The sequence below is a fragment of the Agrobacterium tumefaciens genome, from assembly GCF_013318015.2.
Lineage (GTDB): Bacteria > Pseudomonadota > Alphaproteobacteria > Rhizobiales > Rhizobiaceae > Agrobacterium > Agrobacterium tumefaciens.
In genome coordinates, this window is record NZ_CP115843.1 from 88,976 (window position 1) to 115,074 (window position 26,099).

Annotated in this window: 27 protein-coding genes; 22 read left to right on the forward strand and 5 right to left on the reverse strand. The window is 56.6% G+C overall.

The genetic code is table 11. From position 1 onward, the window contains the following. Positions 1-246: 246 nt before the first annotated feature. Positions 247-1,620 (forward strand): ISNCY family transposase, encoded by a 1,374-nt coding sequence (locus G6L97_RS23625; protein ID WP_112402038.1) that lies wholly within the window; start codon positions 247-249, stop codon positions 1,618-1,620. A gap of 38 nt (positions 1,621-1,658) precedes the next feature. Here the strand turns inward: G6L97_RS23625 and G6L97_RS23630 are convergent, their stop codons facing one another. Beyond that, complete coding sequence (locus G6L97_RS23630) at positions 1,659-2,075, reverse strand: hypothetical protein (RefSeq protein ID WP_013637588.1); 417 nt, start codon at positions 2,073-2,075, stop codon at positions 1,659-1,661. Between the two features lie 362 nt (positions 2,076-2,437). Here G6L97_RS23630 and G6L97_RS23635 point away from each other — a divergent pair, with 362 nt between their 5' ends. From G6L97_RS23635 to G6L97_RS23645, 3 genes are read left to right on the forward strand one after another with little or no spacing between them, the layout of a single operon-like run. Next, positions 2,438-3,448 (forward strand): IS30 family transposase, encoded by a 1,011-nt coding sequence (locus G6L97_RS23635; protein ID WP_174003963.1) that lies wholly within the window; start codon positions 2,438-2,440, stop codon positions 3,446-3,448. A 14-nt stretch (positions 3,449-3,462) separates the two neighbouring features. Then, positions 3,463-3,906 carry a hypothetical protein gene (locus G6L97_RS23640; RefSeq protein WP_211391368.1) on the forward strand — a complete coding sequence of 148 codons (444 nt, stop codon included), beginning with the start codon at positions 3,463-3,465 and terminating at the stop codon, positions 3,904-3,906. After that, the gene (locus tag G6L97_RS23645) at positions 3,848-5,437 is read left to right on the forward strand and encodes an outer membrane protein assembly factor BamB family protein (protein WP_456151980.1); all 1,590 of its coding nucleotides are present in this window, start codon (positions 3,848-3,850) and stop codon (positions 5,435-5,437) included. Before G6L97_RS23640 ends, G6L97_RS23645 begins: the two co-directional genes overlap by 59 nt. A 364-nt stretch (positions 5,438-5,801) precedes the next feature. Here the strand turns inward: G6L97_RS23645 and G6L97_RS23650 are convergent, their stop codons facing one another. After that, on the reverse strand, positions 5,802-6,716 hold the full coding sequence (locus tag G6L97_RS23650; RefSeq protein ID WP_141194001.1) for a LysR substrate-binding domain-containing protein: 915 nt from the start codon (positions 6,714-6,716) through the stop codon (positions 5,802-5,804). A 129-nt stretch (positions 6,717-6,845) separates the two neighbouring features. On the opposite strand from G6L97_RS23650, the gene G6L97_RS23655 reads away from it, so the two are divergent. From G6L97_RS23655 to G6L97_RS23715, 13 genes are all read left to right on the forward strand, one after another. Next, entirely contained in the window at positions 6,846-7,841 is a 996-nt protein-coding gene (locus tag G6L97_RS23655; RefSeq protein ID WP_083211735.1) for an alpha/beta fold hydrolase, read from the forward strand. 64 nt (positions 7,842-7,905) lie between these two features. Next, positions 7,906-8,103 carry a tautomerase family protein gene (locus G6L97_RS23660; RefSeq protein WP_065705938.1) on the forward strand — a complete coding sequence of 66 codons (198 nt, stop codon included), beginning with the start codon at positions 7,906-7,908 and terminating at the stop codon, positions 8,101-8,103. A 79-nt stretch (positions 8,104-8,182) separates the two neighbouring features. Next, entirely contained in the window at positions 8,183-8,548 is a 366-nt protein-coding gene (locus G6L97_RS23665) for a putative quinol monooxygenase (RefSeq protein ID WP_141194002.1), read from the forward strand. Between the two features lie 87 nt (positions 8,549-8,635). Beyond that, a complete protein-coding gene (locus G6L97_RS28250) occupies positions 8,636-8,815 on the forward strand; it encodes a hypothetical protein (RefSeq protein WP_065705942.1) in 180 nt (59 codons plus the stop codon). Positions 8,816-8,960: 145 nt separating this feature from the next. Then, entirely contained in the window at positions 8,961-10,010 is a 1,050-nt protein-coding gene (locus G6L97_RS23675; protein ID WP_236762743.1) for a zinc-binding alcohol dehydrogenase family protein, read from the forward strand. Positions 10,011-10,012: 2 nt separating this feature from the next. Continuing rightward, on the forward strand, positions 10,013-10,651 hold the full coding sequence (locus G6L97_RS23680; RefSeq protein WP_174003965.1) for an alpha-ketoglutarate-dependent dioxygenase AlkB family protein: 639 nt from the start codon (positions 10,013-10,015) through the stop codon (positions 10,649-10,651). Between the two features lie 15 nt (positions 10,652-10,666). Next, positions 10,667-10,852 (forward strand): tautomerase family protein, encoded by a 186-nt coding sequence (locus G6L97_RS23685; RefSeq protein ID WP_211390064.1) that lies wholly within the window; start codon positions 10,667-10,669, stop codon positions 10,850-10,852. A 260-nt stretch (positions 10,853-11,112) separates the two neighbouring features. Continuing rightward, positions 11,113-11,721 (forward strand): TetR/AcrR family transcriptional regulator, encoded by a 609-nt coding sequence (locus tag G6L97_RS23690; protein WP_065705949.1) that lies wholly within the window; start codon positions 11,113-11,115, stop codon positions 11,719-11,721. 111 nt (positions 11,722-11,832) lie between these two features. Then, entirely contained in the window at positions 11,833-13,131 is a 1,299-nt protein-coding gene (locus tag G6L97_RS23695) for an MFS transporter (protein WP_065705951.1), read from the forward strand. Continuing rightward, positions 13,128-15,389: a glycoside hydrolase family 3 C-terminal domain-containing protein gene (locus tag G6L97_RS23700; RefSeq protein WP_174003967.1), complete on the forward strand. Its 2,262-nt coding sequence runs from the start codon at positions 13,128-13,130 to the stop codon at positions 15,387-15,389. Before G6L97_RS23695 ends, G6L97_RS23700 begins: the two co-directional genes overlap by 4 nt. Positions 15,390-15,450: 61 nt before the next feature. Then, positions 15,451-15,921: a heme-degrading domain-containing protein gene (locus tag G6L97_RS23705; protein WP_065705956.1), complete on the forward strand. Its 471-nt coding sequence runs from the start codon at positions 15,451-15,453 to the stop codon at positions 15,919-15,921. Between the two features lie 52 nt (positions 15,922-15,973). Beyond that, positions 15,974-17,107 carry a Gfo/Idh/MocA family protein gene (locus tag G6L97_RS23710; RefSeq protein ID WP_065705958.1) on the forward strand — a complete coding sequence of 378 codons (1,134 nt, stop codon included), beginning with the start codon at positions 15,974-15,976 and terminating at the stop codon, positions 17,105-17,107. A gap of 126 nt (positions 17,108-17,233) precedes the next feature. Next, positions 17,234-18,163, forward strand: a complete 930-nt coding sequence (locus G6L97_RS23715; protein WP_236762742.1) for a TolB family protein — start codon at positions 17,234-17,236, stop codon at positions 18,161-18,163. Positions 18,164-18,370: 207 nt separating this feature from the next. Here G6L97_RS23715 and G6L97_RS23720 read toward each other — a convergent pair whose 3' ends face one another. After that, positions 18,371-19,111 carry a LysR substrate-binding domain-containing protein gene (locus G6L97_RS23720; protein WP_246662367.1) on the reverse strand — a complete coding sequence of 247 codons (741 nt, stop codon included), beginning with the start codon at positions 19,109-19,111 and terminating at the stop codon, positions 18,371-18,373. Positions 19,112-19,241: 130 nt separating this feature from the next. On the opposite strand from G6L97_RS23720, the gene G6L97_RS23725 reads away from it, so the two are divergent. The 3 genes from G6L97_RS23725 to G6L97_RS23735 all read left to right on the forward strand — a co-directional run bounded on the left by G6L97_RS23725 (position 19,242) and on the right by G6L97_RS23735 (position 21,891). Further along, the gene (locus G6L97_RS23725; protein WP_065705962.1) at positions 19,242-19,826 is read left to right on the forward strand and encodes a YceI family protein; all 585 of its coding nucleotides are present in this window, start codon (positions 19,242-19,244) and stop codon (positions 19,824-19,826) included. A 182-nt stretch (positions 19,827-20,008) separates the two neighbouring features. Continuing rightward, a complete protein-coding gene (locus tag G6L97_RS23730; protein WP_065705965.1) occupies positions 20,009-21,103 on the forward strand; it encodes a cupin domain-containing protein in 1,095 nt (364 codons plus the stop codon). Positions 21,104-21,267: 164 nt separating this feature from the next. Next, positions 21,268-21,891, forward strand: a complete 624-nt coding sequence (locus G6L97_RS23735; protein ID WP_236762740.1) for a maleylpyruvate isomerase N-terminal domain-containing protein — start codon at positions 21,268-21,270, stop codon at positions 21,889-21,891. Between the two features lie 36 nt (positions 21,892-21,927). Here G6L97_RS23735 and G6L97_RS23740 read toward each other — a convergent pair whose 3' ends face one another. Beyond that, on the reverse strand, positions 21,928-22,755 hold the full coding sequence (locus G6L97_RS23740) for an IclR family transcriptional regulator (RefSeq protein WP_065705969.1): 828 nt from the start codon (positions 22,753-22,755) through the stop codon (positions 21,928-21,930). Beyond that, positions 22,752-23,153, reverse strand: coding sequence for an acyl-CoA thioesterase (locus tag G6L97_RS23745; protein ID WP_065706123.1), 402 nt, complete (start codon positions 23,151-23,153; stop codon positions 22,752-22,754). Before G6L97_RS23745 ends, G6L97_RS23740 begins: the two co-directional genes overlap by 4 nt. 80 nt (positions 23,154-23,233) lie before the next feature. Here G6L97_RS23745 and G6L97_RS23750 point away from each other — a divergent pair, with 80 nt between their 5' ends. After that, positions 23,234-24,376 carry an FAD-dependent monooxygenase gene (locus G6L97_RS23750; protein ID WP_065705971.1) on the forward strand — a complete coding sequence of 381 codons (1,143 nt, stop codon included), beginning with the start codon at positions 23,234-23,236 and terminating at the stop codon, positions 24,374-24,376. 41 nt (positions 24,377-24,417) lie between these two features. Next, positions 24,418-26,055, forward strand: a complete 1,638-nt coding sequence (locus G6L97_RS23755; RefSeq protein WP_141194289.1) for a benzoate-CoA ligase family protein — start codon at positions 24,418-24,420, stop codon at positions 26,053-26,055. Positions 26,056-26,099: the final 44 nt, after the last annotated feature.

The window sequence follows — 26,099 nt, forward strand, 5'->3', positions numbered from 1 at the left end:
CAAAGGATTTGACCCAAAAGAGCCCAAGGGTGATGCGTATGGGTCCGCATCATGAGTGGGCAAGCAAAGAAGATGGGAGGTATCAGGATGGTTTGCACCGGGCGAAATTGGTTTTGGCGCGCCGTTCCAAGTTCCATAAATATGCTTATGCAATTTTGGTATGTAGCCGCAAAGTTAAAGTGTCCTGTTTCCGCAAAGTTGGAATGTCACACTCCCCGGATCTGAATGATACCGGGGAGATTGCGGATGGGATTGATCACGATGAGCGAGCGCGATTTGCAGCGGATCGAGGTTTTGTCGAAAGTCGTTGATGGCCGCATGACTATCGTCGCAGCGGCGCATGTGCTGGCAATCAGCGACCGGCATGTTCAGAGACTGATTGGTCGTATTGAGGCTACCGGCGCTGCCTCGATCAGACACAAGGCAATTGGTCGCCCGTCGAACAATAAAATCGCCACCGGCGTCCGCGATTACGTTTTGATTCTGGTGCGCGAACGCTACCTTGATTTCGGGCCAACGCTGGCGGCCGAGAAGCTTCAGGAAGAGCATGGCGTCACAGTCTCGCGTGAGACGCTGCGTAAGTGGATGCAGGATGCTGGCATCTGGCTTTCGAGAAAACAGCGGCGGGCGTTTCATCAGCCGCGGTTGCGGCGCGAGGCTTATGGTGAACTGGTGCAGATCGACGGCTCCGAGCACCGCTGGTTTGAGAACCGTGGCCCTGCGTGCTCTCTGCTGGTCTTCGTCGACGATGCGACCGGAAAGCTGATGCAGCTGCGGTTTGTTCGATCGGAGAGCGCTTTTACCTATTTCGAGGCGCTTTCGCTTTACCTTGAAGAGCATGGCGCACCTATCGCCTTTTACTCCGACAAACATTCCGTTTTTCGTGTCGCCCGGAAAGACGCCAAGGGCGGGCAAGGCATGACGCAGTTTGGTCGCGCGCTATCGGAGCTGCACATCGAGATTCTTTGCGCCAATTCCAGCCAGGCCAAGGGACGCGTCGAGCGTATGAACAGGACATTGCAGGATCGGCTGGTCAAGGAATTGAGGCTTGCCAATATCAGTGACATGGAGACCGGCAATGCGTTTCTGCCAGCCTTCATCGAGCGATACAATGACCGCTTTGCGGTGACCCCTACCCGCCCCGACAACCTCCATCGGCCTGTCAATCTGGCGCCAAGCAGGCTGAATGACGTGCTTTGCAAACGCGAGCAAAGACACGTCGGCGCACAGCTTTCATTCTCCTATGAGCGCAAACGCATCATGCTTGAGGAGAACGACGTCACGCGCGGCCTGGTTGGAAAGTATGTCGAGACATTCGCTTACGTTGATGGTCGACTGGATATTCGATGGAAAGGTCACTCGTTGCCTTACAAGATCTTCGACAAGGACCAGCGCGTGACCCATGCGGCTGTGGTCGAGAACAAGCGTCTCGGCGAAGTACTCGCCTACATCAAAGAGAAGCAAGATCAAGACCACGCACCTGCGCCAAAGACCAACAGTGAGAAAATCGGCTACAAGCCGAGAGGCCGCAAACCCGGTCCGCGCACGGATTTCATGAATGATCCGGACGTCATTGCGAGACGGCAAAAGGCTCTTGCTCAAATGGATGCGGCTGAGTGAAGGCCGCACCCACTTCTGCCGTGTAAACAACTGGCTTTTCAGTAAAAATGGACTTTCGACAGATCGACTTCATATGGATCTGTCCGGATTGGGCTTCCATCTTCCTTGTAAACTTCAAGCTCGGAGATTCTGCCATTGGTTACGTGCAGCGCCAATCGCACAAGTCTGGCGATGCGAACGATACTTTTCTGGTTTGGAGCTTCATCGTCGTAAAAGCTCTCGATGGGTATATGGTCGTTTGGTCTAGGCGAAGGGGCGTCGCTGTCCTTCACGATCGCCAACGGCCCTTGACTGCGAAGCTTTAGGCTCCCGGTAGGGCTGATGCGCATCACTTCCACGGAGCTCATCTGCTCCAGGATTTCCGCTTTCCCTTGAAAGTCACCTCGCAGCAGATGCATTAGGAGCGCGCGTTCGCGATGGTCGATCTCTCTCCAGTTCTCAAGCCCATCTATCATGCCCTTCCCTCTCATCTGGCGAAGCCAAGGTGAATCTGATTGTAGCTTATGGCGCTGTCAACGGCTGACCATGCCCCGACGAAAAGTGCTTTGGAGTAAGAAAGCTAAAGCCGAAGGGTGTGTTCAATCACCCGCCCCCTCCCTACCCTTGCAACCCGGCCCAGCCGGTCCGGTCGGGGGCTGATTGTTTGAGCCAGTGTCGCATTTCTAACTGGCTGGCAGAGCGACAGATGACATTTTAACTTTGCACGATTCGCGACATTTCAACCTTGCCGCCACATGGTATGTAGCCGGGGTGGGTTCAAGCTTGAAGTGCGACTTGCGAATGATACCAATGGGTTATCAGTCACAAGGAAGATGCAATGGAACGCTCCTACTCCCACATCGATCTCGATGAACGTCGGAAAATCGCCCGCTGGCGAACGGCCGGGCTGAGTGTTGGTGCGATCGCAGAGCAGCTCGGCCGGCATCGCTCGACGATCTTTCGTGAGATCAAACGCAACACTTTTGTCGACAAGGTGGTGCCGGATCTAACCGGCTATTACTGCGTGACTGCGCACGACATGTCGTGTGAACGACGTGCGAAACTCCGCAAGCTAGTGCGCTTCTCACATGTGCGGCAATCGGTCATCGACCGGATCATTCATGGCTGGTCGCCACAGCAGATCGCTGGTCGGATGCGTCTGGAACGGCATCCAATCTCGGTCAGTCACGAAACGATCTACAAGTTCGCATATTCGTCCGACGGCCAAGCGATCAAGCTTTGGCGACACCTGCCTGAGCATCGAGCTCGACGACGTCCGCGACATGCACGACGCAAGCATGGCCAAAGGTTTAGCCCGGAGCTCAACATTCTACGCCGCCCCGATGCTGTTGCTGGTCGAAAGCAGTTCGGGCATTGGGAATGCGATCTCATTCAGTTCCGCAAGAAGTTCGGAAAAGCCAATGTGACATCGCTTGTCGAGCGCGTGAGCCGTTTCGCCATCTTCCTGCGCAACAACGATCGGCAGTCCCGGCCAGTTATGAATGGCCTTGTCCAAGCACTCCAGGCCCTGCCCCATCTCGCCCGCCGTTCGATCACCTTCGATCGGGGCACGGAGTTCACAGACTGGCCTTATCTGCAGGCGAGTATCGGCACCCAGACCTGGTTCTGCGACCCGCAATCGCCGTGGCAAAAAGGAACCGTTGAAAACACCAACAAGCGTGTTCGCCGATATTTGCCCGCAGAGACGATCGTGCTTGAGGTTACCAACCAAGAAATTCGCTCCCTGTGTGATCGACTAAATAACACGCCACGCAAATGCCTGGGGTTTCAGACGCCAAAAGAGATGTTCAGCCGACATATATTGGCACTTGAACGGAACGGGGTGTAGATTTCCGACCAACGTTGCATTCAATCTGGAACCAACATGTAAAGCCGACAACGAAGCCAGCCATTGCTGCCGATTACAAGCCCGAGAACGAGCCGGATCAGTGGGTCGGCTTCGGTCGTACTCCTGCTGGTGAACAGTTTGCGCCATACAGCCAGATTAACGCTGAAAACGTCAAGAATCTTGAGGTTGCATGGACCTTCCACACAGGTGACATCACCGGAAACGGCAGTGAAAACCAGAACACGCCGCTACAGATCGGCAATATTCTTTATCCCTGCACACCGACCAACCAAGTCTTTGCCGTGCGTGGCGACACGGGCGAAAAGCTTTGGCATTTTGACCCAGGGGTGAAGCCTGACGCGACCGCGCACTGGATGCCGGTCGCTCGCGTATTACGAAATTCCAAGTCTTGCCGACGATGCGCCAGGCAAGAAGCGTCTCTATGTAACGACAGGTGACATGCGTTTGATCGCCCTTGACGCTGCGAGCGGCAAGCCGGTCGAAACTTTCGGCGAAAAAGGCACCGTATTTCTCGCAGCCGGCATGGGGGCAGTCATTCCCGGCTTCTATAATCCAACGTCTGGCCCGCTTTTGGCTGGCGAAAACCTCATCATCGGCGGTTGGGTGATGGACAACCAGTCAGCTGACGAGCCCTCGGGCGTCGTGCGCGCGTTCAACGCAATCACCGGTCGGTTTGTTTGGGCATGGGACGTCGGCCGACCAGGTCAGCCCAACCCGCCAGCTGAGGGTAAGAGTTATACGCGTAGCACGCCGAACATGTGGGCGACACCAAGCTATGACCCAAATCTCAACATGGTCTATCTGCCGACCGGGAACGGTACGCCAGATCTTTTCGGCGGTCAGCGCTCGGCGCAAACCGATCGTGTCGGATCGTCTGTCGTCGCTGTCGATGCGACGACAGGCGAAGAACGCTGGACCTTCCAGCTTGTCCACCACGATGTCTGGGACCTCGACCTACCGTCCAAGCCGGTTCTCTATGAAATGCCGGACGGTAAAGGTGGAAGGACCCCGGCTCTCATTCAGGCAGGCAAGAATGGGGAGATCTACGTCCTTGATCGCCGCACTGGAAAACCGATCACTGCGGTGGAGGAACGTCCGGTACCAACAAACGGCGTGCCCGGTGAAAGGCTTTCGCCGACTCAGCCTTACTCGGTCGGGATGCCATCCTTCCGCGACGACGTGCTAACAGAACGGACCATGTGGGGTATCACACCCATCAACCAGCTGAATTGCCGCATTCAGTTTAAGGATCTGTACTACGTCGGCGACTACACGCCCCCGCAGATGCAGTGGTATCTTCAGAACCCGTCCTGGTACGGTACGACCAACTGGGGCGGACAGGCGATCGACAAAAGCCGTGACATCATGATCGTAAACGACATGCGTGTCGCGATGAAAGGTCGCCTGCTGAGCCGTGAGGACGAAATCGCTCGCACCAAGGCATCGGGCAAGGCATCGCACAGCACAGGAGGCGTCGTCCCTATGAAGGAAACACCGTATGGTGCTGAACGTGGAATCGTTCAGTCCTTCCTCGGAGTACCCTGCACCACGCCGCCGTTCGGCACGATGGCTGCCGCCGACATGAATACTCAGAAGGTCCTGTGGCATCGTTCGATGGGTACGCCGGAACAGTTTGGTCCGCTCGGAATCAAGACGCATCTTCCCATCGAGCTCGGCATGCCGACACTTGGCGGTGCTACTCCGACGGCGTCAGGCTTGGTGTTCTTCTCTGCAACTTCGGATTACTATCTGCGAGCCGTCGATGTCGCGACCGGCGAAGTCATTTGGAAAAGCCCGCTGCCTGTCGGTGCAGGATCGACGCCCCTCGTATTCATGTCGCCGGAAGATGGACGGCAATACGTGGTCGTGACCGCCAACGGTGCACGTTCGGCTCCGGATTTCGGGGATTATATTATTGCTTTTGCATTGCCCAAGGAGTTCGCTGCAAGCGGCAGCAAGGCTCCCTGAGCGCTGTAGAGGCCGAAATCACGTTGAGATCGGTGGGCAACTGCCTGCCGGTCTTTTTTGTTTCGGCGCATTCCACGGCTGAGCAAGAGCAGTCTCCGGGCCTAACTCAGATCAACACCGCGATGGATCAGAGGACGATACGGAATGCCGTAATCCTAGAAGAGATGAATGCTGCCGGATCCGAGTTGGCTAATGAGTGAGTCGACCTTGATAGCTCTCCCGCCAGGTTCAACCTTCAAGCGGGTTCCCAAAAGCAGGAAATCGCGCATGCGTCATTTTGGCCAAGGACGCAGGTGGCTTAGCATAATCGGCCTCAGGAAGAGCGTGGACTTTATACATCCCCTTTCGTGCGCTCGCCCCTCTATCAAGTCCCGAGACTACCGCGACGACCTTCATTGGCCAGTGCTTCAACAACGTGTCGCACTCTCGGTAGCAAGTGTCTGGTTGAAGGCCAGATTGCTGAGATTTCGATTTTCGCGCCTGTAAATTCATCGAGAACACTATTCAGACGACCGGTCCTGATGTGATCATCAACCAGCGAGCTTGGCATCTGTATAAGTCCTAGGCCTGCGACTGCAGCATCGACAATTGCCGCGCCATCGCCGATTTCGTGTGTTGCGGGGGGAGTGATACGGTACACTGACCCGTCGGCACTTCTCACGCGCCAAGCATTCGGGATGTCTCGACGGAAACCTACAATGCAATCGTGTTGTTGTATATCCTCAACGGAGACGGGTGTTCCACGGGTTTTGAGGTAGTTCGGCGACGCGACGATCATTGCCCGCTGCTCGGCCAGTTTGCGGGTTATCAATCCGTTTGTGTCTTTGGTCTCGCCGAACCTGATGGCAAGATCGACTCCTTCCTCAACGGGATCGATAATCCGGTCTGTCAGCGAAAGCGACAATGTAAGACCTGGATGCTCTTTCGCGATTCTGGCCAATATAGGTAACAGAACCTGCCGTCCCCACGCGGCGGGCGCATCGACTCGGAGACGTCCGCCCAACTGCTGACTTTTGGCGAGAAGCACTTGTTCCACGCTGCCTATTTCCTCCAAGGCGCGACGGCAACTTGCCAGATACGCTTCACCATCGGGTGTCAACGTAAGCTTCCGGGTGCTGCGATGGAGGAGCTTTGTGCCCAACCGGTCTTCCAAGCGAGCAACGCTTTTGCCCACGGCTGACTTGGTAACACCAAGTTTCTCAGCCGCCGCCGTGAAGCTTAGCAACGTCCCTGCTTCTACGAAACTTATAATCCCATTGAGCTGTTCAAGCTGTGGCATTGTAGAAATTTCCTCTACCGATCGTAGAATTATGACTGTTTATCGGCATGCAGATTTACATTATCTTTCTGTTTGAGACAACATGTGGCACTTTTCGGCCTACCGTCCTCGGCGCAAGGAGATCCTACAATGCCAAGATTTTTTTCGATTATGGGCACACTCTCAGCGGTGTTTTTGTCTACGACCATCGCTTTTGGGGCTCCCGCGATTGAAGTCCTCGGCAAGGACTATGTTTTCACAAATAAACTTGAAGGGCTCCCGGCGAAGCTCTCCGATTTCAAAGACCTGCAGATCAATAGTTTCCAGACGGGGGACGGGGTGAAAATTTCCTACTGGGAAGCTGGTAGCGGTCGGCCGCTGATCTTCGTTCCTGGCTGGTCGGCGAACGGCGCTGAATTCGTTAATGTCATGTACCTCCTGAGCAAGAAATTCCATGTTTACGTGATCGATCCCCGTAACCAGGGGCTGTCTCAAAGCGTCGAGTATGGAACGCGGATCGCCCGGTTCGGTGCGGATCTTAAGGAGTTCGTTGATCATCTTGGCGTTGAGCAGGTTGACCTCACTGGATGGTCTATGGGAGCATCGGTAATCTGGAGCTATATCGATCTGTTCGGTACCAAGAATATCCGCAAGGTTGCCTTCATCGACGAGCCGGTCTCAATTTACACGCACGCGGACTGGTCAGAGAAACGGCGACTTGAAGCCGGCGGGATGACGACTTCGCCCGAGCGGATGATCGCAGCATTCAATGGGGCGCCGACCAACGATCAAGTTGTCGATATGAACGCTATGCGCCGCTACAAGGAAAATAACTCGCCAGCGTTTCAAAACTCCGAAGCGTTTGCTCGCGAGTTCATCAAGAGCGACCCGAAAATGATGAGCCTCGTGCTGTTCGATCACGCGGTGAACGACTGGCGCGACGTGATAAGTCACAAGATCAATATACCGACCGCAATCTTTACCGGCGAAAACAGCAACAATGTTGCGAGCCAGAAGTGGATGCAATCCGTGATCCCCGGATCAGAGCTGCACGTCTACACCGGGCAAGAACACGGCGATCATTTCCTCGCGTTCAAAAACCCGACGAAATTCACGAACGATCTTGCATCGTTTTTGGAGAGATAACGCGAGCAACCGGCTCGCTGTACCAACGGCCGACAGACGCCGTCAATTTGAAGGAGAATACATTATGCCAGTTGTACGCGTTTCTTGGTTCAGTGGTAAGGATGCCAAGGCAAAGAAGGCAGTTGCCGCCGAAATTACCGAGAGCATCGTTAAAAACACCGGCACGGATCCGAACTACATCTACGTCATCTTCGAAGACGTTGCGCCCTCCGATTGGGCAGGCGCTGGCAAGATTTTCGGTGAAGAACCAGAAAAGTCCTGACACGCTCCGCAGTCAGGGGGCGGACCTTGCCTTCCTGACTGCCGACCACAAGACACAACATTTATACAGGACTAACTGAATGACCGATATTACTTGCGTCTACTTCCTCTCTTTGGAGGCGGCCAACGTCGACGATTTCAAGAAGCTGATTGTCGATATTGTCGCCGCTGCCAAACATGAAGCCGGCACGCTCATCTACGAATATTCGGCAAGCGAGGACCAGCGACAGTTCCATATTGTCGAGCGATACCGCGCCGAAGCCGTTTTGCCGCATGTTGAACTGACGTTCGCTCCGTTTGCAGAGCGTTTTCTTGAACTGGCCAAAATCGAGCATCTCTACGTATACGGTGTCGTACCACGGGACATCCGTGACAAGCTGGACGGCTTCAACGCCGTTTACATGTCGCCGGTCGCGGGCTTTTCCAAGTCATTCGCGGTAGCCTGAGAGGTCTCAACCCTGCGAAACGACCTTGCCCCTACAGCGTCTGGCAGCGTAGATAAGCCTGACGACCCAGACACGTCAAAGCAGGGAATGTTCAACGTGCGCAACCCAGTTCTGGCCGCTTTGGCGCTGACCGTATTGGGTTCAAGCGCGATGTTCACGGTCTTTACCTGTATCGCCCCGATCTTGTATGACATCACTCATGCTGCAACAGTCTTCGTTGCGGCAATGCTGGTGCTCTCGCTACAGGCAGGACGGTGGGCACGTTGATCAGGGGCCAGGCACCGAATGTATCTCTGTTGGTTCTGACGGTGGTACTCGGCGCCTTTGATGTTGGCAACACCATTCGCGCAGCGCTCGGTGGAGCGGTGATCGGTTTCGGATATCCGGTCGTTGCGCTTGTGCTGGCGTTACCATGCAGTTGCGGCAGCAAAACGTGGTCGTTGTCAGATCGTTCCCGGTCCGGCAACTATCGATGCCCGTGGTTGGAGAAAGCGACATCATGCAAATGAAAGCAGCAGTCATCCATATGCCAGGCGGTCCGGAAGCGCTCGTCATTGAAACGCGCGAAATACCCGATCCACAGCCTGGCTGGGTAAGGATCAAGGTCAAGGCGTTCGGTCTCAACCGCTCAGAACTGTTTACGCGCCAAGGTCACTCGCCGAACGTCAAGTTTCCACGCATCCTGGGAATAGAGGCGGTAGGTATGATTGATAGTGCTCCTACAGGCGAGTTCCTACAGGGCGATATCGTCGCGACCGTGATGGGCGGCATGGGCCGCGCGTTTGACGGCAGCTATGCCGAATATGTCTGCGTTCCGTCAAGGCAGGTGAAACGTCTCGAGACCGCACTGGCTTGGGAGACGCTGGGCGCACTTCCCGAGATGCTACAAACCGCATGGGGATCTTTGTTTTCAGCGTTGAAGCTTCAGGCGGGTGAGCGCTTGCTCGTCCGTGGCGGGACGACGTCCGTCGGCATGGCGGCTATCGGTCTGGCCAGACGCGCCGGTGCCCATGTGAGTGCGACGACGCGAAGCGAGGATCGCGCCGGTCTTCTTCTGGATCGCGGCGCGCAACGGGTCATTGTGGATGATGGCAACATTCATGCCGGGCCTCACAAGTTTGACAAGGTACTTGAGTTGGTAGGCGCGACGACCTTGGAAGATTCGCTGAAGGTGACGGATCGTGACGGAATCGTCTGCATGGCTGGTATGGTAGGAAACCAGTGGGTTTTGAAAGATTTTGCACCCATGGATTCGATTCCGAATAGGGTTGCGTTGACAATCTACAGCGGTGAGCCCGACGATTTCATGGAGATGCCATTCCAGCAGCTGGTGGACGAGGTGGCGTCGAATAGAATTGCGGTCAAGATTGGAAAAGTTTTCACCCTTGATCAGATTATCGAGGCGCACGCTTGCATGGAAGCCAACGCCGCGGGCGGCAAGATTGTGATCATTACGGAGTAGACATGGATCTCTTCAACGAAACCCGGGAAATATCCCTTGAGGGTGCACATGTCGTTTATAACCCAACACCTGATTTGGGCATCTTGCCTGACGAACTATTCGATCGTTTGCGCAGTGAAATTGTCTGGGAGCAGCACTCCATCCAGATCGAGAACCGCATCATCGCGCAACCTCGGCTAAGCAGTTGGTATGGCGATGTTGTGCATACTTATTCGACACTTGCGCATGTGCTGACGCCGCACCCCTTCACCCCGCTGCTGGAGACGATACGACAACATGTCGAAGGAATCAGCGCCTCAAAGTTCAATTCGATGCTGGCGAACCTTTATCGAAGTGGCGACGATGCGATCGGTTGGCATTCCGACAACGAACCCGAACTCGGACCCGAGCCTCTTATCGCGTCGATTAGTCTCGGGGCTGAGCGCCGATTTGACATGCGACGCCGAGACGACCATTCAAAGACCGTCAGTCTTGTTCTGGAACACGGTAGCTTACTCATCATGTCAGGCGCAACGCAACGCAATTGGCAACATGGTGTGGCCCGTACCAGAAAGGTGGTGGGAGAAAGGATCAACCTGACTTTCCGTCTGACGGCTCCACGCGGCACGAAGCTTAGATCCGTTACGGCTTCTAGGCAGTGATCGGGCACGAGGCGGATCGTACGTGTGAGCTGGTTCAGCGGCAAGGATGCCAAAGCAAAAAAGGCTGTGGCTGCTGAGATTACCGAAAGCATAGTAAAGAATACCGGGACCGACCCGAACTACATTTACGTAATTTTCGAAGCTGTAGAGCCGTCAGACTGGTCCGGGGCAGGTAAAATTTTCGGTGAGGAGAGCGCGTAAGCGTCGTCTGTTCCAATCGCAGGGCAGTTCATCGTTTCGGGCTGCCCTGAGCCTATGGTCGCCATGCCATCATGGGCCCGCGCCTTGCGGCGCGTAAATTCTCGCCGGTTGATGTCGCCCCGCAACTCGACCCGTCCGAACGATCTGTCTTTGCGGCTTCAGCGCAGTTTCACATCCCGAACACTCAGTCGTTTACATCGCGTGATACATGCCTGTAGACAACGACAACGCATTTACGTCTGTCAGTTGAGGGATACGACATGCCGCGAGCCGAGAAAAATGCCGAAAAGGGCGAGCAAACGCGGGCCGCGATTCTCAAGGCTGCCGTCGAGCTCTTTGGTGAAGCGGGCTATCGCGCCACCTCTCTTAGTCAGATTGCCAAAAGAGCAGGCGTAGTCCAATCGGCGCTTCACCATCATTATGGTGGCAAGGAACAACTCCTGGATGCCGTATTGCGCCGTTATTACCCGGCCGACGCAGGTCGTCCTGATATAGAGGCGGTTGCGTCGGGAGAACGGCATTTCGTCGATGAGGTTCTCACTGCAGCCCATCGCAACGCGCAGGATCGCGATCTCGTACGCTTCTTTTCGGTTATGACAGGTGAATCGCTGACGCAAGGCCATCCCGCGCACGCGTTCTTCGTCGGCCGATACGATCTGCTTCGCCATGGTTTCGCTGGCGCGATCGCAAAAGCTGCCGGGATCGAAGACAAGGAAATACAGGAGGTCATCCTGCGCATTGTGACACTGCTGTTTGCAACGTCGGACGGACTGCAGATGCAATGGTTGCGCGAGCCATCTTTTGACTTCATTGGCGCGATGGCGCTGGCCGCAGAGATGACGCGGGAACGCCTTAACGCGATTATTTGATCTAGATCCTTGTGGAAGGTGACACAGTCCGTTAGAAAGAGGCAGGTCAACCGGCCTGTATGTTGCCGGCGGTTGAACAAGTTGCACATTATCACCTTGGAGGAGGGGTAGATGCTACAGTCCGTCAATACGGCCGATTCCACCATCGAAAGCACGCCAGATCGCCATGTGAGAGAGACAGGGCAGCAGATCGATGGGCTATTCGTATTTCGTTACATCGCTGCGATCATAGGAATTTACGTTGCACTCATTACGCCGGCGTCGGTGACGCTGGCGCTCCGGGTCGGTCAGATCGATCCTGACGGCAAGGCTGCGTCATTCGCGCTTGTTTCCAGTCTGGGGGCCGCCGCAGCGCTCATCGCCAATCCCATCTTTGGAATGCTGAGCGATCGCTCGACCTCCCGTTGGGGACAGCGCAAACCATTCCTATTTGGCGGCTTCATCGCCGGATCGCTGGCCATCTACCTGATCTCCGTCTCCACCACGATACCGATGATCGCGCTTGGGTGGTTCCTTGCTCAGGCGGGATTCAATGCGGCGACCTCGTCCGTGTTTGCAATACTCCCGGAAAGAATCCCGGCGAAACTGCGCGGTCGCGTATCTGGTCTCATGGGGATGACGGGGCAGGTCGCCGTCGTCGGTGGCGTTTTTCTGATCCAGCTTTTTGGAACGGAAGGCGTCGGCATGTTCATGTGGCCAGTTCTGCTTGGCGCAATCCTTGCTTTGCCATTTCTTCTTACTTTAAAGGAAACACAAAGTGTCAGGGACGATACCGGTATCTCGCTTGCGAGTGTCTTTGGAGCTCTCTGGATCAATCCTTTCGCCAATCGCGATTTCGGATTGGTGTGGTTGGGGCGCCTGCTTGCCTGGACATCGCTTTACCTGCTGACGACGTACAAGACCTATTTTCTGATCGACCATCTTGGTTACACCACAAAGACGGTCGCCCCCATCCTGACGATCGCAATGTTCGTGCTGGCTGTGGCGATTGCGATATCTAGCATCGGCGGTGGCTGGCTGTCGGACTATTTTGGCCAGCGTAAGCCGTTCATTCTCCTGGCTTCTGTTCTGTTCGTCATCGCCATGGTGGTCGTCGCATTCTCGCAGAGCGCGGAGATGTTCCTGGTCGGCATTGTGATCGCCGGACTTGGGAATGGCCTGTATCTTGGCGTCGATTATGCTCTGGTGGCAGAAGTTCTGCCTGATCGTGACCGGTCTGCCGGGAAGGGCATGGGCGTGTTCAATCTTTCAAGCACAATCCCTCAGACACTGGCGCCGATACTTGCGCCACTCCTGCTTATGGTCGGGTCGGAAGGTGGAAAAGGAAACTACACCTCACTCTATCTCTTCGCAGCCGGCCTCGCGATGGTCAGCGCAATCTTCATCCAAATGATCAAAGGTGCAAAATGAATAGCAATGTCGGACCCAGGAACGAGGTCACCGTGTCACTGGATGAGGCGATCAGGCTTACAACCGGCGCAAATTACTGGACGACGGTCGAGGCGAAAGAGAACGGCATCCGTTCGATCAGGCTCGCCGACGGTCCGCACGGGCTACGCGTCCAGGACGACGAGAACCCTGACCATCTCGGTTTGGAACGGAGTGCGCCTGCAACCTGCTTTCCGCCGGCCGTGACCCTGGCGTCTTCCTGGGACGAGAAGCTTGTCGAAACAATTGGTGAGGCGCTTGGACGCGAGGCGCGCGCGGCCGGTGTGGACATGTTGCTTGGGCCCGGACTGAACATCAAGAGAAGTCCGCTTTGCGGCCGCAATTTCGAATACTTCTCCGAGGACCCTTTCCTTGCGGGTAAACTCGCGGGGGCTTCGGCTCGGGGAATTCAAAACAAAGGTGTGGCAGCCTGCCTCAAGCATTATGTCGCCAACAATCAGGAGACCGACCGTCTTCGCGTCAGCGTCAATATTGATGAACGCTCGTTGCGTGAGATCTATTTGCGTGCGTTCCAGATCGCGTTGCGGGAATCCACGGCCTGGTCGGTTATGTCTTCCTACAACCGCATCAATGGATTGCATGTTTCCGAAAACCCATGGATTTTGACCGAAATCCTGCGCGGTGAATGGGGATTTGACGGGATCGTCGTTTCGGACTGGGGTGCGGTACGTGATCCGGTCGCTGCCTTGGCGGCTGGCCTGGATCTTCGCATGCCCGGCCAGCAGAAGGACGGGCGCATCCGTGAAGCCTTCGAGAAAGGCCAGTTGAGCCACGACACGCTTTTGACGACACTGGAGCGGATGCGTCTGCTTGCCGAACGGACGGCGCATGAAGACTCCGCAGAAGCAGCCGACTACGAAGCACACCATGCTCTCGCGCGGAGGGCAGCAGCAGAATCCGCGGTGCTTTTGACAAACGATGGCGCTCTCCCGCTTTCCCTTTCGCAGGGGCTGCGTATCGGCGTTATCGGCGCGCTCGCCAAGGCGCCCCGTTATCAGGGTGCCGGGAGCTCGCACGTCAACCCTTACAAGCTTGTCAGTGGTCTTTCCGCATTGTCCGACCGGGCAGCCGCCGCAGGAGCGACGGTCGAATTTGCTGCCGGTTATGCGCTTTCCAAGGGGACTGATACCGTAGCGATGATTGCCGATGCCGTTGCTCTTGCCAAAAAATCGGATGTTGTCATCCTGTTCCTTGGACTTCCCGGTGAATACGAAGCCGAAGGTGCGGACCGCAGCAATATTGATCTGCCTCCGGACCAGATCGCGTTGCTCGATGCGCTCAAGGACAATGGAACGACGACGGTCGTCGCCATGAACAACGGCTCCGCAGTCACGACGGCATCCTGGCGCGACAGCATTTCTGCGATCGTCGAGTTCTGGCTTACCGGGCAGGCTCATGGCGAGGCAATCGCGGACGTTTTGTTCGGCGACGTCAACCCGAGCGGCAAGCTGGCTGAAACCATTCCGCTGCGGCTTCAGGATACGCCTTCCTATCTCAACTTCCCCGGTGAGCTTGGGAACGTCACCTATGGTGAAGGCATCCATGTCGGATATCGTTACTATGACGCACGCGAAGTCGCTGTCGACTATCCGTTTGGCCATGGCTTGTCCTACACGACCTTCTCGTATTTCGACCTTAAGGTCGCCGTGCGTCCACTCTCGGACGACATCGCATTCGAGGCATCGGTCACGGTCAGAAATACGGGCGCCCGTGCCGGCAGCGAGGTAGTGCAGCTTTACGTCCAAGATCACGCCGGCATGCTTGTCACGGCGCCGAGAGAATTGCGAGGCTGGTCGAAGCTTCGCCTTGCACCGGATGAAGCCGCAACGGTGACCATTGCCGTATCACGCGAGCAGTTGCAGCACTGGCACCCGGTAACTCGCTCCTGGCTGTATTGCGGCGGCGAGATCACCGTGAACGTCGGATCTTCGTCGCGAGACTTGCGGCTGGCGAGTAGGGTGGAGATTCCAGGGGAACCTCTGGTCATCACCTTGAATGCGTGGTCGACACTTGGCGAATGGCTCGATCATCCTGAACTCGGCCCGAAGCTGCGTGCCATTTTCGATGAGCGTGGCGGCGTCAAGGGACGTATCGGTGACCTGCTTTCGGACCAAGGGACGAGCGGCTCCGTCCGCGGCATCCCGCTGGGGACGGTTGCCGATTTCCCCGGCGTGCCGATCGAACTGAGCGATATCGAAAAGCTTTGCGCCGAGGCGTAACCAACTGACCAAAACGCACCCGCCGGGGAACCGCGGGTGCCTGTACGACTGGAGTCGAAAAATGAATGAGAATGCAATAACGCTCGAAGGTCTCGCGGCAGAACAGACAAAGCTCGAGATCACCCGCTTCGACTATGCTTGGGCATGGGAGCTTGGCACGCGGCTGCACGCCTTGGCCATATCGGAAAATGCTCCGGTGGCGATCCAGATCCGACACGGCGACGATGTGGTTTTCTCGACATTATGCCCCGGTGCAACCATCGACAATTTCGACTGGACCCGGCGCAAGGCCGCTGTCGCGCATCGTTTCCATCGCAGCTCGCTTTCGATGCGTCTCGAAGCAGAGAAAAAGGGCTATGACTTCAATACACGTTTCCGGCTCGCGCCCCAGGACTACGTGGCGAGCGGCGGCGGTGTCCCCCTCATCCTGAAAGGCGGTACGCTTGCAGGATCGGTTGCCGTGAGTGGCCTGCCTGATGTCGAAGATCACAGGCTCATCACCCGCTGCCTTCTGGCGCAACAGCAGATCTGAAAACCGAAGGGCGCTTGCCTCTCCCGCTAACAAACATTGCAAGGACACTTTAATGGAACCTGTGATCATCGGCATTATCGGCTGTGGCGTCATAAGCGATGCTTATCTAAAGGGAGCAGCGCGCTCACGCCTTATCAAAGTCAAGGCGGTCGCCGATCTGCGTCACGAGGCGGCGCAGGAAAAGGCGAGCGCTTACGGCTGCGAGGCTGTAACCATCGACCAGCTTCTGGCCGACCGCGATATCGAGATCGTCGTGAACCTGACCATCCCGGCCGTGCATGCCAAGGTCGATCTCGATATCCTCGACGCGCGCAAGCATGCCTATTCCGAAAAGCCGTTGGCGGCGTCACTGAAAGAAGCCGATGCCGTGATCGCCAAGGCCCATGAAAAGGGGCTGAGGGTCGGTTGTGCGCCAGACACCTTCTTTGGCGCATCCCATCAGGCGGCCCGACTTGCGATCGACAGTGGTCTGATCGGGGCCGTGGTCGGGGGAAGCGTGACCATCGCATCGCGTGGTATGGAGCATTGGCATCCGGATCCCCGCTTCTTCTACCAGCCTGGCGGCGGCCCCCACGCCGATGTCGGACCGTATTATCTGACGCAGCTCGTCAATCTGCTAGGTCCGGTCGAAGCCGTCTCGGCCATCACCACCACGCCCTTTGAAAAACGGACGATCACCAGCGAAAAACTTAATGGCACAGTCTTCGACGTCGCCGTCCCAACGACGATTAACGGTAGCCTGCTGTTTGCATCAGGCGCCAATGTTGCACTGACGATGTCCTGGGACATATGGGCGTCGAAGCGACCGAAGTTCGAGATCTACGGGAGCGAAGGTAGCCTTCAGAACCCGGATCCGAACTATTTCGGGGGAACGCCGGAATTTACGAACAAGGGAGGAGCGTGGGAGCCGGTATCGATTTCGGAGTTCGCCTTCGGGGAGACAAACCGTACGACGATATTCGGGCTCGACGTTGCGGACTACCGTGCCGCCGGTCTTGCCGACATGGCTGTTGCGTTGCGTACCGGTCGTGCCCACCGCGCCAGCGGAGAGCTTGCCTATCACGTTCTGGAAATTCTCGAATCTCTGGAGAAATCGGCAAAGACCAAGCAACACGTGCTGTTGAAAAGTTCCTGCGCACGTCCCGAAGCCTTGCCGAAAGGCCGAGACGAAAACGTGTTGGTGTGAGCACCACGCATAGTCGCTGAGACGCCACCTTCATTGCCGCGCGCCGCCCCGTTGCAGCGCGTGGTTTGCCAGCAATGATCCTTGGAAGAAGTCATTCATTCCTGGCGACCTGGGAGATCTGACGACATGAATAATATGGGACAAATGTCCGGCTTCAATGTTCGGAATTACGGCAGAAAGTTGCTCGAGGGCCAAAGATCGGTCCTGACGATTTTCGATGTGGATAGCGGCGAGAGACGTGAGATATTCAGCAGCGAGCACCTCTTCGAGGCACCGAACTGGACGCCTGACGGAAAACACCTGATCATCAATGCCGGTGGCCAGTTATGGAAAGTGGGTGTCGATGGCGTTCTCGTCGGTCTCGTAGTGACGGGCGAACTGGCCGATCTAAACAATGATCACGTTCTTTCTCCCGATGGACAATCCATCTACGTCAGTTCCAATGACGGCCACCTTTATAAGGTGCCGATGTCGGGAGGTGAGCCGCTCAGGGTCTCCAACCAGCACGATACGCCCTTCCTCTACTTCCTGCACGGCGTTGCGCCGGACGAGACGATGCTCGCCTATGTTGCCATCGAGGGGACGGGCGCGCAGGCACGCCGCAATATTTTCACGATCCCGGCAAGTGGCGGCGCTGACATACGGCTCACCGATGTCGCGGCACCGAATGACGGTCCGGAATATTCTCCGGACGGTCGATGGATCTACTTCAACTCCGAGATGGCAGCATCCGTACCGGGGCATGCCCAGGTGTTTCGAATGCTGACAGATGGGACAGGCTTGCAGCAATTGACGTTTGACGAGCGCGTGAACTGGTTTCCGCATATCTCGCCAGATGGAGCAAAGATCGTCTATCTCAGCTACCCTGTCGGCACGCTCGGCCACCCGGCAAACAAGGACGTCATTTTGCGTTTCATGACACCAGAGGGTGGCGCCATGCGTGATCTGGCAGCGTTCCTCGGAGGGCAGGGCACAATCAATGTCAACAGCTGGGCGCCTGACAGTCGCCAATTCGCCTACGTTGAGTATCCGCTCGAAGTTTCGTCTGGCGAGTGACATGATCACTTACTTCCGACCGCCATGACGTAGCGAGATTTACGAAGGCACTTGGTTCGTTACCCCGTTTTTTCTCGTTGCAGCAGTGTCAACACGAGATGTTCGTGAGCGGCGTTCGTGCTACCTTCGAAGGACAGATGACGGCAAGGTACTGACATTCCGGCTGCACTGCATGGCGGCAAAAGTGAAGGTCGCAGAGCTCGCTATCTATCTTTCATTTGAAAACCGTGCTCCCGCAAAATCGAGAAAACTCCTAAGCTTGGGCGTGAGACGGCGATCAGGTGCATATAGGATATGCATCGGGCGAGGCGGAACCGTGTAATTGCTCAAGAGTGCGAGCAATCGCCCGTCGGACAGGTGCTCGCGCACAATTTCCAGGGGCTGTAACATGATGCCGAGCCCGGCGAGCGCGGCGAACAGCAAGGGCTCGCCATGATCGACCACCAGTCGTCCTGATACAGGTACGGATTCAAGACCATTCGGGCCATAAAAGGTCCAATGTGTGCGAAGCGCCGTGTGTGAAAAGCCGAGGCATTCGTGCTGCGTCAGATCCGATGGGCAGGTGACCGGCGGATGTTCCCGCAGGTACGATGGTGCCGCGCAAAGAATGAGCCTGTAAGGCGCAAGGCGCTTTGCGATCAAGCCGGTATCGGAAAGATCACCGACACGAAAAACGGCGTCGTATCCTTCATTGATGAGATCGACCGAACGGTTGGACAAGGTCAGTTCCACCGATACTTCCGGATGCAATTTCATGTAGTCGGGTAGACAGGGTGACAAAGTGTGCATGCCGAAGCTGACCGGGGCATTGATCTTGAGGCGTCCGCTCGGCACGACCCGCGTTTCGGCTGCCATGCTTTCGGCAATCTCGACCTCCGTGAGGATGATCTTATTCCGCAACGCGTCGGTCGGGTTCGAACGCCAGCCTCGCTTCCTGCGTCCCCTCATTTCCGGTGCCTTGATGGCCGCTCCTGCAATTGTCGCCATCGCCCTTGCGGTCATCGCACAAGCTTGAACCTGCTTCCATCCGGTCTTCCGGGAAACCGCCCGAAATGGGTAATCTGAAAAGGAGAGAAGAATGAAACGCTTTACCTTCATCACCGCCGCAACCGTCGCCGGTTTCTTTATGGCCGGATCTGCGCTGGTAGCCGATAGCTACGAAATCGATCCGACCCACGCATGGGTTGGTTTCAAGACCAATCACGCCGGCTGGGCAAAGGCTCATGGTTCTTTCAAGGCCGTCTCGGGAACGATCTCCTTCGATAAGGACGACGTCACCAAAAGCAGCGTGAAGATTATTCTCGAAGCTGCAAGCGTCGACACCAACGATGAAAAGCGCAACACGCATCTCAAGAGCCCCGATTTCTTTAACGCCGAGGAGTTCCCGCAGATCACGTTCGAAAGCACTGCCATCGAGAAGACTGGCGAAAAGACTGCCAAGGTGACCGGCGATCTGACAATGGTCGGCACCACCAAGCCGGTTGTTCTGGATGTGACATGGAACTCTGACTCACCGCTTCCCTGGGATGCAAACACGATCAAGACCGGTTTTTCCGCGTCGGGCTCGCTGAAGGGCACGGACTTCGGCATCGCCAAAATGACCGATTTCGGTATCGGCCCGGATATCGCGATCGACATCGATCTGGAAGCCGTCAAGAAGTAACACTGGAAGTATTATGGCCGGCAGTACGCCGACCGCGAGCGCGCATCACCACGAAGGCAAGTGTGCCGAGGGAGACAGTCAAACAAGCCTCACTTTACGGAAAAATGTTGCATAACATAAAATAGATTGCATTATGCGCAAAACGTCATTGACGAGGCTGCTCGGTTCAAGGAGGAACGACCATGCAGGAAGGCGCAAAAAGCAATATGATGGTGCCGGATGACACGGAGGAACTGCGGCAGCTCTACGCTGACTTCGAAGCGGAACATCTGAAGCCCCTGTGGACACAGATCGACGATCTGATGCCTGTTATCCCGAACCCCAAGGCCGAGCCGCATGTCTGGAAGTGGTCAAGGCTCTATCCGCTAGCCAAACGCTCGGGTGATCTCGTGCCGGTTGGACGCGGCGGCGAGCGACGGGCGATCGGGCTGGCCAATCCGGGACTTGGTGGCCGAGCCTATGTAAGTCCGACCCTGTGGGCGGCCATACAATATTTGGGTCCGCGGGAAACGGCGCCAGAGCACCGTCACGCGCAAAATGCCTTCCGCTTCGTCGTTGAAGGCGAGGGGGTGTGGACGGTGGTTAATGGAGATCCGGTGCGCATGAGCCGCGGCGATTTTCTTTTGACGCCCGGTTGGCATTTTCACGGACACCACAACAGCACTGACTCACCCATGGCTTGGATCGACGGACTAGACATTCCGTTTTCCTATCAGAACGACGTCGGGTTTTTCGAGTTCGGGTCAGAAAGGGTTACCGACTACGCGACGCCCAGGTTTTCGCGCGGTGAGCGCCTCTGGTCCCATCCCGGATTGCGCCCTCTATCTGGTTTGGCCGCGACGGTTTCGTCTCCGATCGGAGCTTATCGATGGGAGCATACGGACCGCGCGTTGACGGAACAACTGCTTCTCGAGGAGGAGGGGCAACCGGCAACCGTTGCTCAGGGACATGCCGCTGTCCGCTATGTCAATCCCACCACCGGTGGTGACGTCATGCCGACGATACGGGCCGAGTTCCACAGGCTGCGCGCCGGGACCGTAACGCCGGGCCGACGGGAAGTTGGGTCTTCGGTATTCCAGGTTTTCGAAGGCTCGGGAGCGGTGCTGTTGAACGGCAAGGAGCACAGGCTGGAAAAGGGCGACATGTTTGTCGTTCCCTCGTGGGTGCAGTGGATATTGCAGGCCGAGAGCGAGTTCGATCTGTTCCGGTTTTCCGACGCGCCAATCATGGAGCGCCTTCATTTCGCGCGAACCCAGATAGACGAACGGCAAGCTTAAGAACCGGGGGTGTCGCTATGAGTATTTCAATCGACCAAGCGGCGAGGCAGGCATTGCGCGAAAGACAGGGATCCGGGGCGCGATATGATTCTCCATTCGCTCCCGCCAGTGATCTGGCCCTCGCTCGGCTGGGAACAGCCTATTTCGCGCGAAGGCTCAATGAAATGAATGCCGACGACCTTTCAGGAACTTCGATGGTTCCCGGCTGGACGAGGCGACATGTCGTTGCTTACGTCGGCTACCATGCACGGTTCCTGGCTCGCATCGTAGACGCGGCGAGGCGTGGGCTGCATCAAGAGGAACTTGTGGAGCCCGAGGCGCAAAACGAGGATCTGGATTTCGGGGCCACCTTGCCAGACCACGCCCTGCGTTACCTTTTCAAGCATTCTGCAATACATCTTGACGTTGAGTGGCGCGATGCGAACGAGACGCATTGGGCGCAACGTGTCGAAGCGCTTTCCGGGGACGAAGTGGCGGTCTCGGACACGCCCTGGCTCAGGGCCAGGGAGATATGGCTGCGGGCGATGGATTTGGGCGCCGGCGCTTCGGTTTACGATGTTCCGATACCGATGGCTTGGCGCCTGCTTCAAGAGAACGCTGGCGATCTCGCGCAAGGGGCGGGGTATTCAATCAAGCTGCGGCCGACCGACCACGAGGGTGAAATCGTCGTTGGCGCGGGTCAGTTTGAAGTCCGTGGCCGCCTTCACGATCTGCTACGTTGGGCAAGCGGGAGAGGCGCTGCCGGCGTGATCGTCGACCCGACAGTTCCTGTTCCGCATTTGTGGTAAGTGGCATCAACCCAGCGCTCTCGCCGGGAGCTTGGGCTATAACTGCGCGGCCGTATCGACTTTCGCCGCGCTCGATACGGCTGTAACAAACGACAGCAGCGCCTTTACGGCTGGATTGTCGGCCTCGAAAATCTGATTAGAGGTGCTGATCAGCGTCACGGCCGCCTCGGCCTCGCCCTGCCAGTTCAATATCGGCGCGGCCACCGCCCTGAGGCCCGGCACGTATTTGCCATCAACATATGCAAATCCGTCTTTTCGGATCGAAACGATCAGTCGATCGATGCTTGCCTCCGTAAGATCCAGATCGGGCCATGAGAGGCCGGCTTCCATGGCCCGCTCGATCTCCAGCCGCAGGCGCGGCGCGATCACAGTGCGTGGAAGATAAGCGAGAAAGGCACGCCCGCTCGATGATGTTAGCAACGGAAGAGTGCTTCCAAGCCCGAACGACGTCACCATCGGGCTGGGTGCCCTGCACCACCTGATGACCGTCGCGCCCTGGTTGCCCCAAACGGTCAAAAGGACGGTCATGCCGGTCTGCTCGGCGAGGTCGGAAAGGCGCTCCGATGCCTGATTGACGATGTCGATACGCCCGAGAGCTGCAATTCCGAGTGTCGCTGAAATCGGGCCAAGTTCGTAGCGCCCGGAGCGTTCTGCCTGCCGAACGAAACCTGCATGGATGAAGCTTGCCAGATACCGGTGCACCTTGCTCGGAGGCATGGATACCGTTCGGGCAATATCTACCAGAGCGACAGGGCCATCGAAACCCGCGAGACTTTTCAAAACTACGAGCGCGGCATCCAGTGCCTGGATACCACCCCGCGCATTGCCGGCGCCACCCATGTCCTGATCGTCCGAATTGCTCATTCCATCCGCCTCCTGAAGTCCTCGGGTATGGCCGCACCTTTGAGAATCCCGTCGACCATTATCGCCCAAGCCCGCTGCTCGTGACCTTCCGCCACCAACGTCTCTGCGTTGAAGATCCTATAGCAGATTCGAAATTTGCGCTCTCCCCATTCGTCGATTTCGGCGAGGATACGAATGGCCTGATCGTATCGAACGGGAGACCGGAATTTCAGGCCGACGTCAACGAGAGGTGTGACCGCACCGTACTGCGCCATAAGCTGTCTCTGGCCCAGTTCGCGGGCGCGCAAGAATTTCTGGAAGGTGCTGTCGAGCCAATAAAAATAGTTCGGATAAAAGACGATGCCTGCCTCGTCGCAGTCGCCCCATTCGACCTCGTAACCTGCTTCGAAAGAACTCATTTTGTTGCGCCTCATAAAATGTGTTGCGTAATATGCAATATTGAGTAAGTTGGCAAAAAGCAATGTAGGAGGAGGATCCTATGAGGAAGATTGCTGTTCTGGGCGGTGGACCCGGTGGGCTTTACTTTGCATATTTGTGGAAGAGCCGGCATCCGGAAGACGCGGTCACGCTGTTCGAGCAAAATCCGGAGGGAGCGACATTCGGCTTCGGTGTCGTGTTCTCCGCAAAAGCGATGGATTTCTTGCGTGCGGATGATCCGCTGACCGCCGATCTCATCACCGAGCGCATGGAGACCTGGTCGGACATCACACTTGTTCACCGCAACGAAACCGTTGCGCTTGACGGAGTGGGGTTTTCCGCCATCGGTCGCCTAGAACTCATCTTGCTGCTCACGCAGCAAGCGCGCAGCGCTGGTGTCGATCTGCGGTTTTCCGAATTCGTGCAGTCGGCTGACGCCGTGTTGGGCTACGATCTTGTCGTTGCCGCCGATGGCGTAAATTCTCTGGTCCGGCGGGCATTCGAAGGAGATTTCCAGACATCGACCTCGTACCTTGACGAAAAATTCGTCTGGTTCGGAACAACCAAGCGGTTCGAGACGCTGACGCAGACATTTATCGAAAACGAAAAGGGCACGTTCAACGCTCATCATTATCGCTATTCTCCAACGATGAGCACTTTCATCGTGGAGTGTGATCGCAACAGCTGGCTCAAGGCCGGTTTCGACCGCTGTTCGGCGGATGAGACGAAGCTTCGTTGCGAAGAAATGTTTGCAGACGTGCTCGACGGGCATGCTCTTGTTGCCAACAAGTCGACATGGCGCAATTTTCCCTGGATCTGGAACGGCCGATGGTCGCACCGTAACATGGTGTTGCTGGGAGATGCCCTTCACACAGCACATTACTCCATCGGTTCGGGAACGCGTCTTGCGCTCGAAGATGTGCTGGCGCTGGTCAAGTCGCTGGAGGCGCATTCGGGCGACCTGAGCAAGGCCTTGCAGGCCTACGAGGCGGATCGCCGCCCGATTGTCGAGAAGCTGGTTCGCGCAGCCCGCGACAGTGCTGCGTGGTACGCCGATTTTCCCACGCATATGAAGCTCGATCCCGTTGAATTTGCCTACAGCTACATAACGAGATCCGGTCGTATCGATGACGACAGGCTGTGGAAAATGTCTCCGCTTTTTATGGAACGTTACGAGGCAACGCGTCCTCGCCCGGCGGCCTGAGGGAGGATTAAATGAACATGCAGGTACCCCCCAGATCAGGGATGGACGATAACATCGCCGATCGCGTTCCCCGCAATGCCGCCGGAAGCGACGAAATCGGTTTTGCATTGCCTGAATTGTACAATGCGAGCTCCATACTTTTCGACAATCTTGATCGTGGTCGTGGCGATCATCCGGCCGTCATCGGGCCTATGGGATCGCGCACCTATGCAGAGCTCTGTGCCGATGCCGCACAGTATGGTAACGCGCTTGTCACTGCCGGTTTCGAGCCAGGCGAACGTATCCTGCTGTTTCTGGATGATACGCCCAGCTATCCGGCGATCCTTTTCGGCGCCATCCGCGCGGGCTTCGTGCCGCTATTGATCAACACACTGACACCGCCGGACATCCTGAATTTCTATCTTCAAGATTCCAGCGCGCGCATTGCCTTCGTGGATGCCGGTTTCGCCGACAAATTCGATGGAACGGCCTGCAACGGCACCAGCCTTGAGCGGCTGGTCGTCGTGAACGGCGCCCCGCCTTCATTTTGTCCGGTGGCGGTGAGCGATGCGGAATTCTTCCTTGCGAATGCCGCAATTGAACTGGCGGCGTTTCCCACGAAACGCGACGATATGGCGTTCTGGCAATATTCGTCCGGATCGACCGGGCGGCCGAAGGGTATCGTGCACCTGCAGCACGACATGGCATATACCGCCGCGTCATTCTCGAAGCATGTCCTGGAACTGGGGCCGGACGATATCTGCTTTTCCGTGCCGAAGATTTTCTTCGCCTACGGTCTTGGCAACTCGCTGACGTTTCCGTTCTCTGTCGGGGCGACCAGCGTTCTGGTTGCTGGCCAGCCGAAACCGAAGGTCGTTTTCGATGCGATACGTGACTATCGCCCGACGCATTTCTTTGGGCTGCCGACCTTGTACACCGCGCTGACCAATTCGCCGGAAGCGGGGACTGCTGACCTCACAAGCCTGAAATTGTGCCTGTCGGCAGCCGAGGTTCTCTCAAACGAGGTCGCTGAAGAATGGCGCTCCCTTTCTGGGCTCGACATCATCGAGGGACTGGGTTCCACGGAAGTCCTTCATATTTACCTCTCCAACACGAAGCATTCGCGTCGCAGTGGAGCAGCGGGTCTGAAAGTGCCTGGCTACGAGATCTCCCTGCGTGATCCCGACGGCAATGAGGTGGCCGATGACGAGAGTGGCATCCTGTGGGTTCGAGGTGATTCAAACGCGCCCACCTATTGGAACCGGCCTGACAAGACGGCTGAAACGATGCGCGCCGATGGCTGGATCTACACGTCCGATCGTATGAAGCGTGACGCCGACGGATTTTATTACTTCCTCGGAAGGGCGGATGAATTCGTCAAGGTTTCGGGACAATGGGTTTATCCACTTGAGGTAGAGCTCTGCCTTGCAGATCATGCGGATGTCCGCGAGTGCGCAGTTCTTGCAGTGGAGATGGCCGACAGGCGCATGACGCTCCAGGCGTTCGTCGTCATCGACGGCGAGAACGAAGACAGAGCCGGCCTTGCGGAGACCCTCAAGCAGCACGTCAAGAAAACTCTTCTTCCCTACAAGTATCCGCGCACCGTCATTTTTCTCGATGAGCTGCCGAAAACCGGCACGGGAAAGATCGACCGACAGGCGCTGCGGCAACGCGATCTTTCGCAGATTGAAACGCACTGAATGGCAGCCGCCGCTGCCATGCGCCGCTCCTCGGCCAGTGACCC

Coding starts and splice junctions, on each gene's coding strand:
- G6L97_RS23720 (WP_246662367.1), bottom strand. CDS start 19,111: ATGAGGGGACGCAGGAAGCGAGGCTGGCGTTCGAACCCGACCGACGCG.
- G6L97_RS23625 (WP_112402038.1), top strand. CDS start 247: ATGGGATTGATCACGATGAGCGAGCGCGATTTGCAGCGGATCGAGGTT.
- G6L97_RS23700 (WP_174003967.1), top strand. CDS start 13,128: ATGAATAGCAATGTCGGACCCAGGAACGAGGTCACCGTGTCACTGGAT.
- G6L97_RS23675 (WP_236762743.1), top strand. CDS start 8,961: ATGCAGTTGCGGCAGCAAAACGTGGTCGTTGTCAGATCGTTCCCGGTC.
- G6L97_RS23650 (WP_141194001.1), bottom strand. CDS start 6,716: ATGCCACAGCTTGAACAGCTCAATGGGATTATAAGTTTCGTAGAAGCA.
- G6L97_RS23630 (WP_013637588.1), bottom strand. CDS start 2,075: ATGATAGATGGGCTTGAGAACTGGAGAGAGATCGACCATCGCGAACGC.
- G6L97_RS23750 (WP_065705971.1), top strand. CDS start 23,234: ATGAGGAAGATTGCTGTTCTGGGCGGTGGACCCGGTGGGCTTTACTTT.
- G6L97_RS28250 (WP_065705942.1), top strand. CDS start 8,636: ATGTTCAACGTGCGCAACCCAGTTCTGGCCGCTTTGGCGCTGACCGTA.
- G6L97_RS23665 (WP_141194002.1), top strand. CDS start 8,183: ATGACCGATATTACTTGCGTCTACTTCCTCTCTTTGGAGGCGGCCAAC.
- G6L97_RS23730 (WP_065705965.1), top strand. CDS start 20,009: ATGCAGGAAGGCGCAAAAAGCAATATGATGGTGCCGGATGACACGGAG.
- G6L97_RS23715 (WP_236762742.1), top strand. CDS start 17,234: ATGAATAATATGGGACAAATGTCCGGCTTCAATGTTCGGAATTACGGC.
- G6L97_RS23695 (WP_065705951.1), top strand. CDS start 11,833: ATGCTACAGTCCGTCAATACGGCCGATTCCACCATCGAAAGCACGCCA.
- G6L97_RS23635 (WP_174003963.1), top strand. CDS start 2,438: ATGGAACGCTCCTACTCCCACATCGATCTCGATGAACGTCGGAAAATC.
- G6L97_RS23745 (WP_065706123.1), bottom strand. CDS start 23,153: ATGAGTTCTTTCGAAGCAGGTTACGAGGTCGAATGGGGCGACTGCGAC.
- G6L97_RS23705 (WP_065705956.1), top strand. CDS start 15,451: ATGAATGAGAATGCAATAACGCTCGAAGGTCTCGCGGCAGAACAGACA.
- G6L97_RS23755 (WP_141194289.1), top strand. CDS start 24,418: ATGGACGATAACATCGCCGATCGCGTTCCCCGCAATGCCGCCGGAAGC.
- G6L97_RS23655 (WP_083211735.1), top strand. CDS start 6,846: ATGCCAAGATTTTTTTCGATTATGGGCACACTCTCAGCGGTGTTTTTG.
- G6L97_RS23660 (WP_065705938.1), top strand. CDS start 7,906: ATGCCAGTTGTACGCGTTTCTTGGTTCAGTGGTAAGGATGCCAAGGCA.
- G6L97_RS23725 (WP_065705962.1), top strand. CDS start 19,242: ATGAAACGCTTTACCTTCATCACCGCCGCAACCGTCGCCGGTTTCTTT.
- G6L97_RS23735 (WP_236762740.1), top strand. CDS start 21,268: ATGAATGCCGACGACCTTTCAGGAACTTCGATGGTTCCCGGCTGGACG.
- G6L97_RS23680 (WP_174003965.1), top strand. CDS start 10,013: ATGGATCTCTTCAACGAAACCCGGGAAATATCCCTTGAGGGTGCACAT.
- G6L97_RS23740 (WP_065705969.1), bottom strand. CDS start 22,755: ATGAGCAATTCGGACGATCAGGACATGGGTGGCGCCGGCAATGCGCGG.
- G6L97_RS23710 (WP_065705958.1), top strand. CDS start 15,974: ATGGAACCTGTGATCATCGGCATTATCGGCTGTGGCGTCATAAGCGAT.
- G6L97_RS23690 (WP_065705949.1), top strand. CDS start 11,113: ATGCCGCGAGCCGAGAAAAATGCCGAAAAGGGCGAGCAAACGCGGGCC.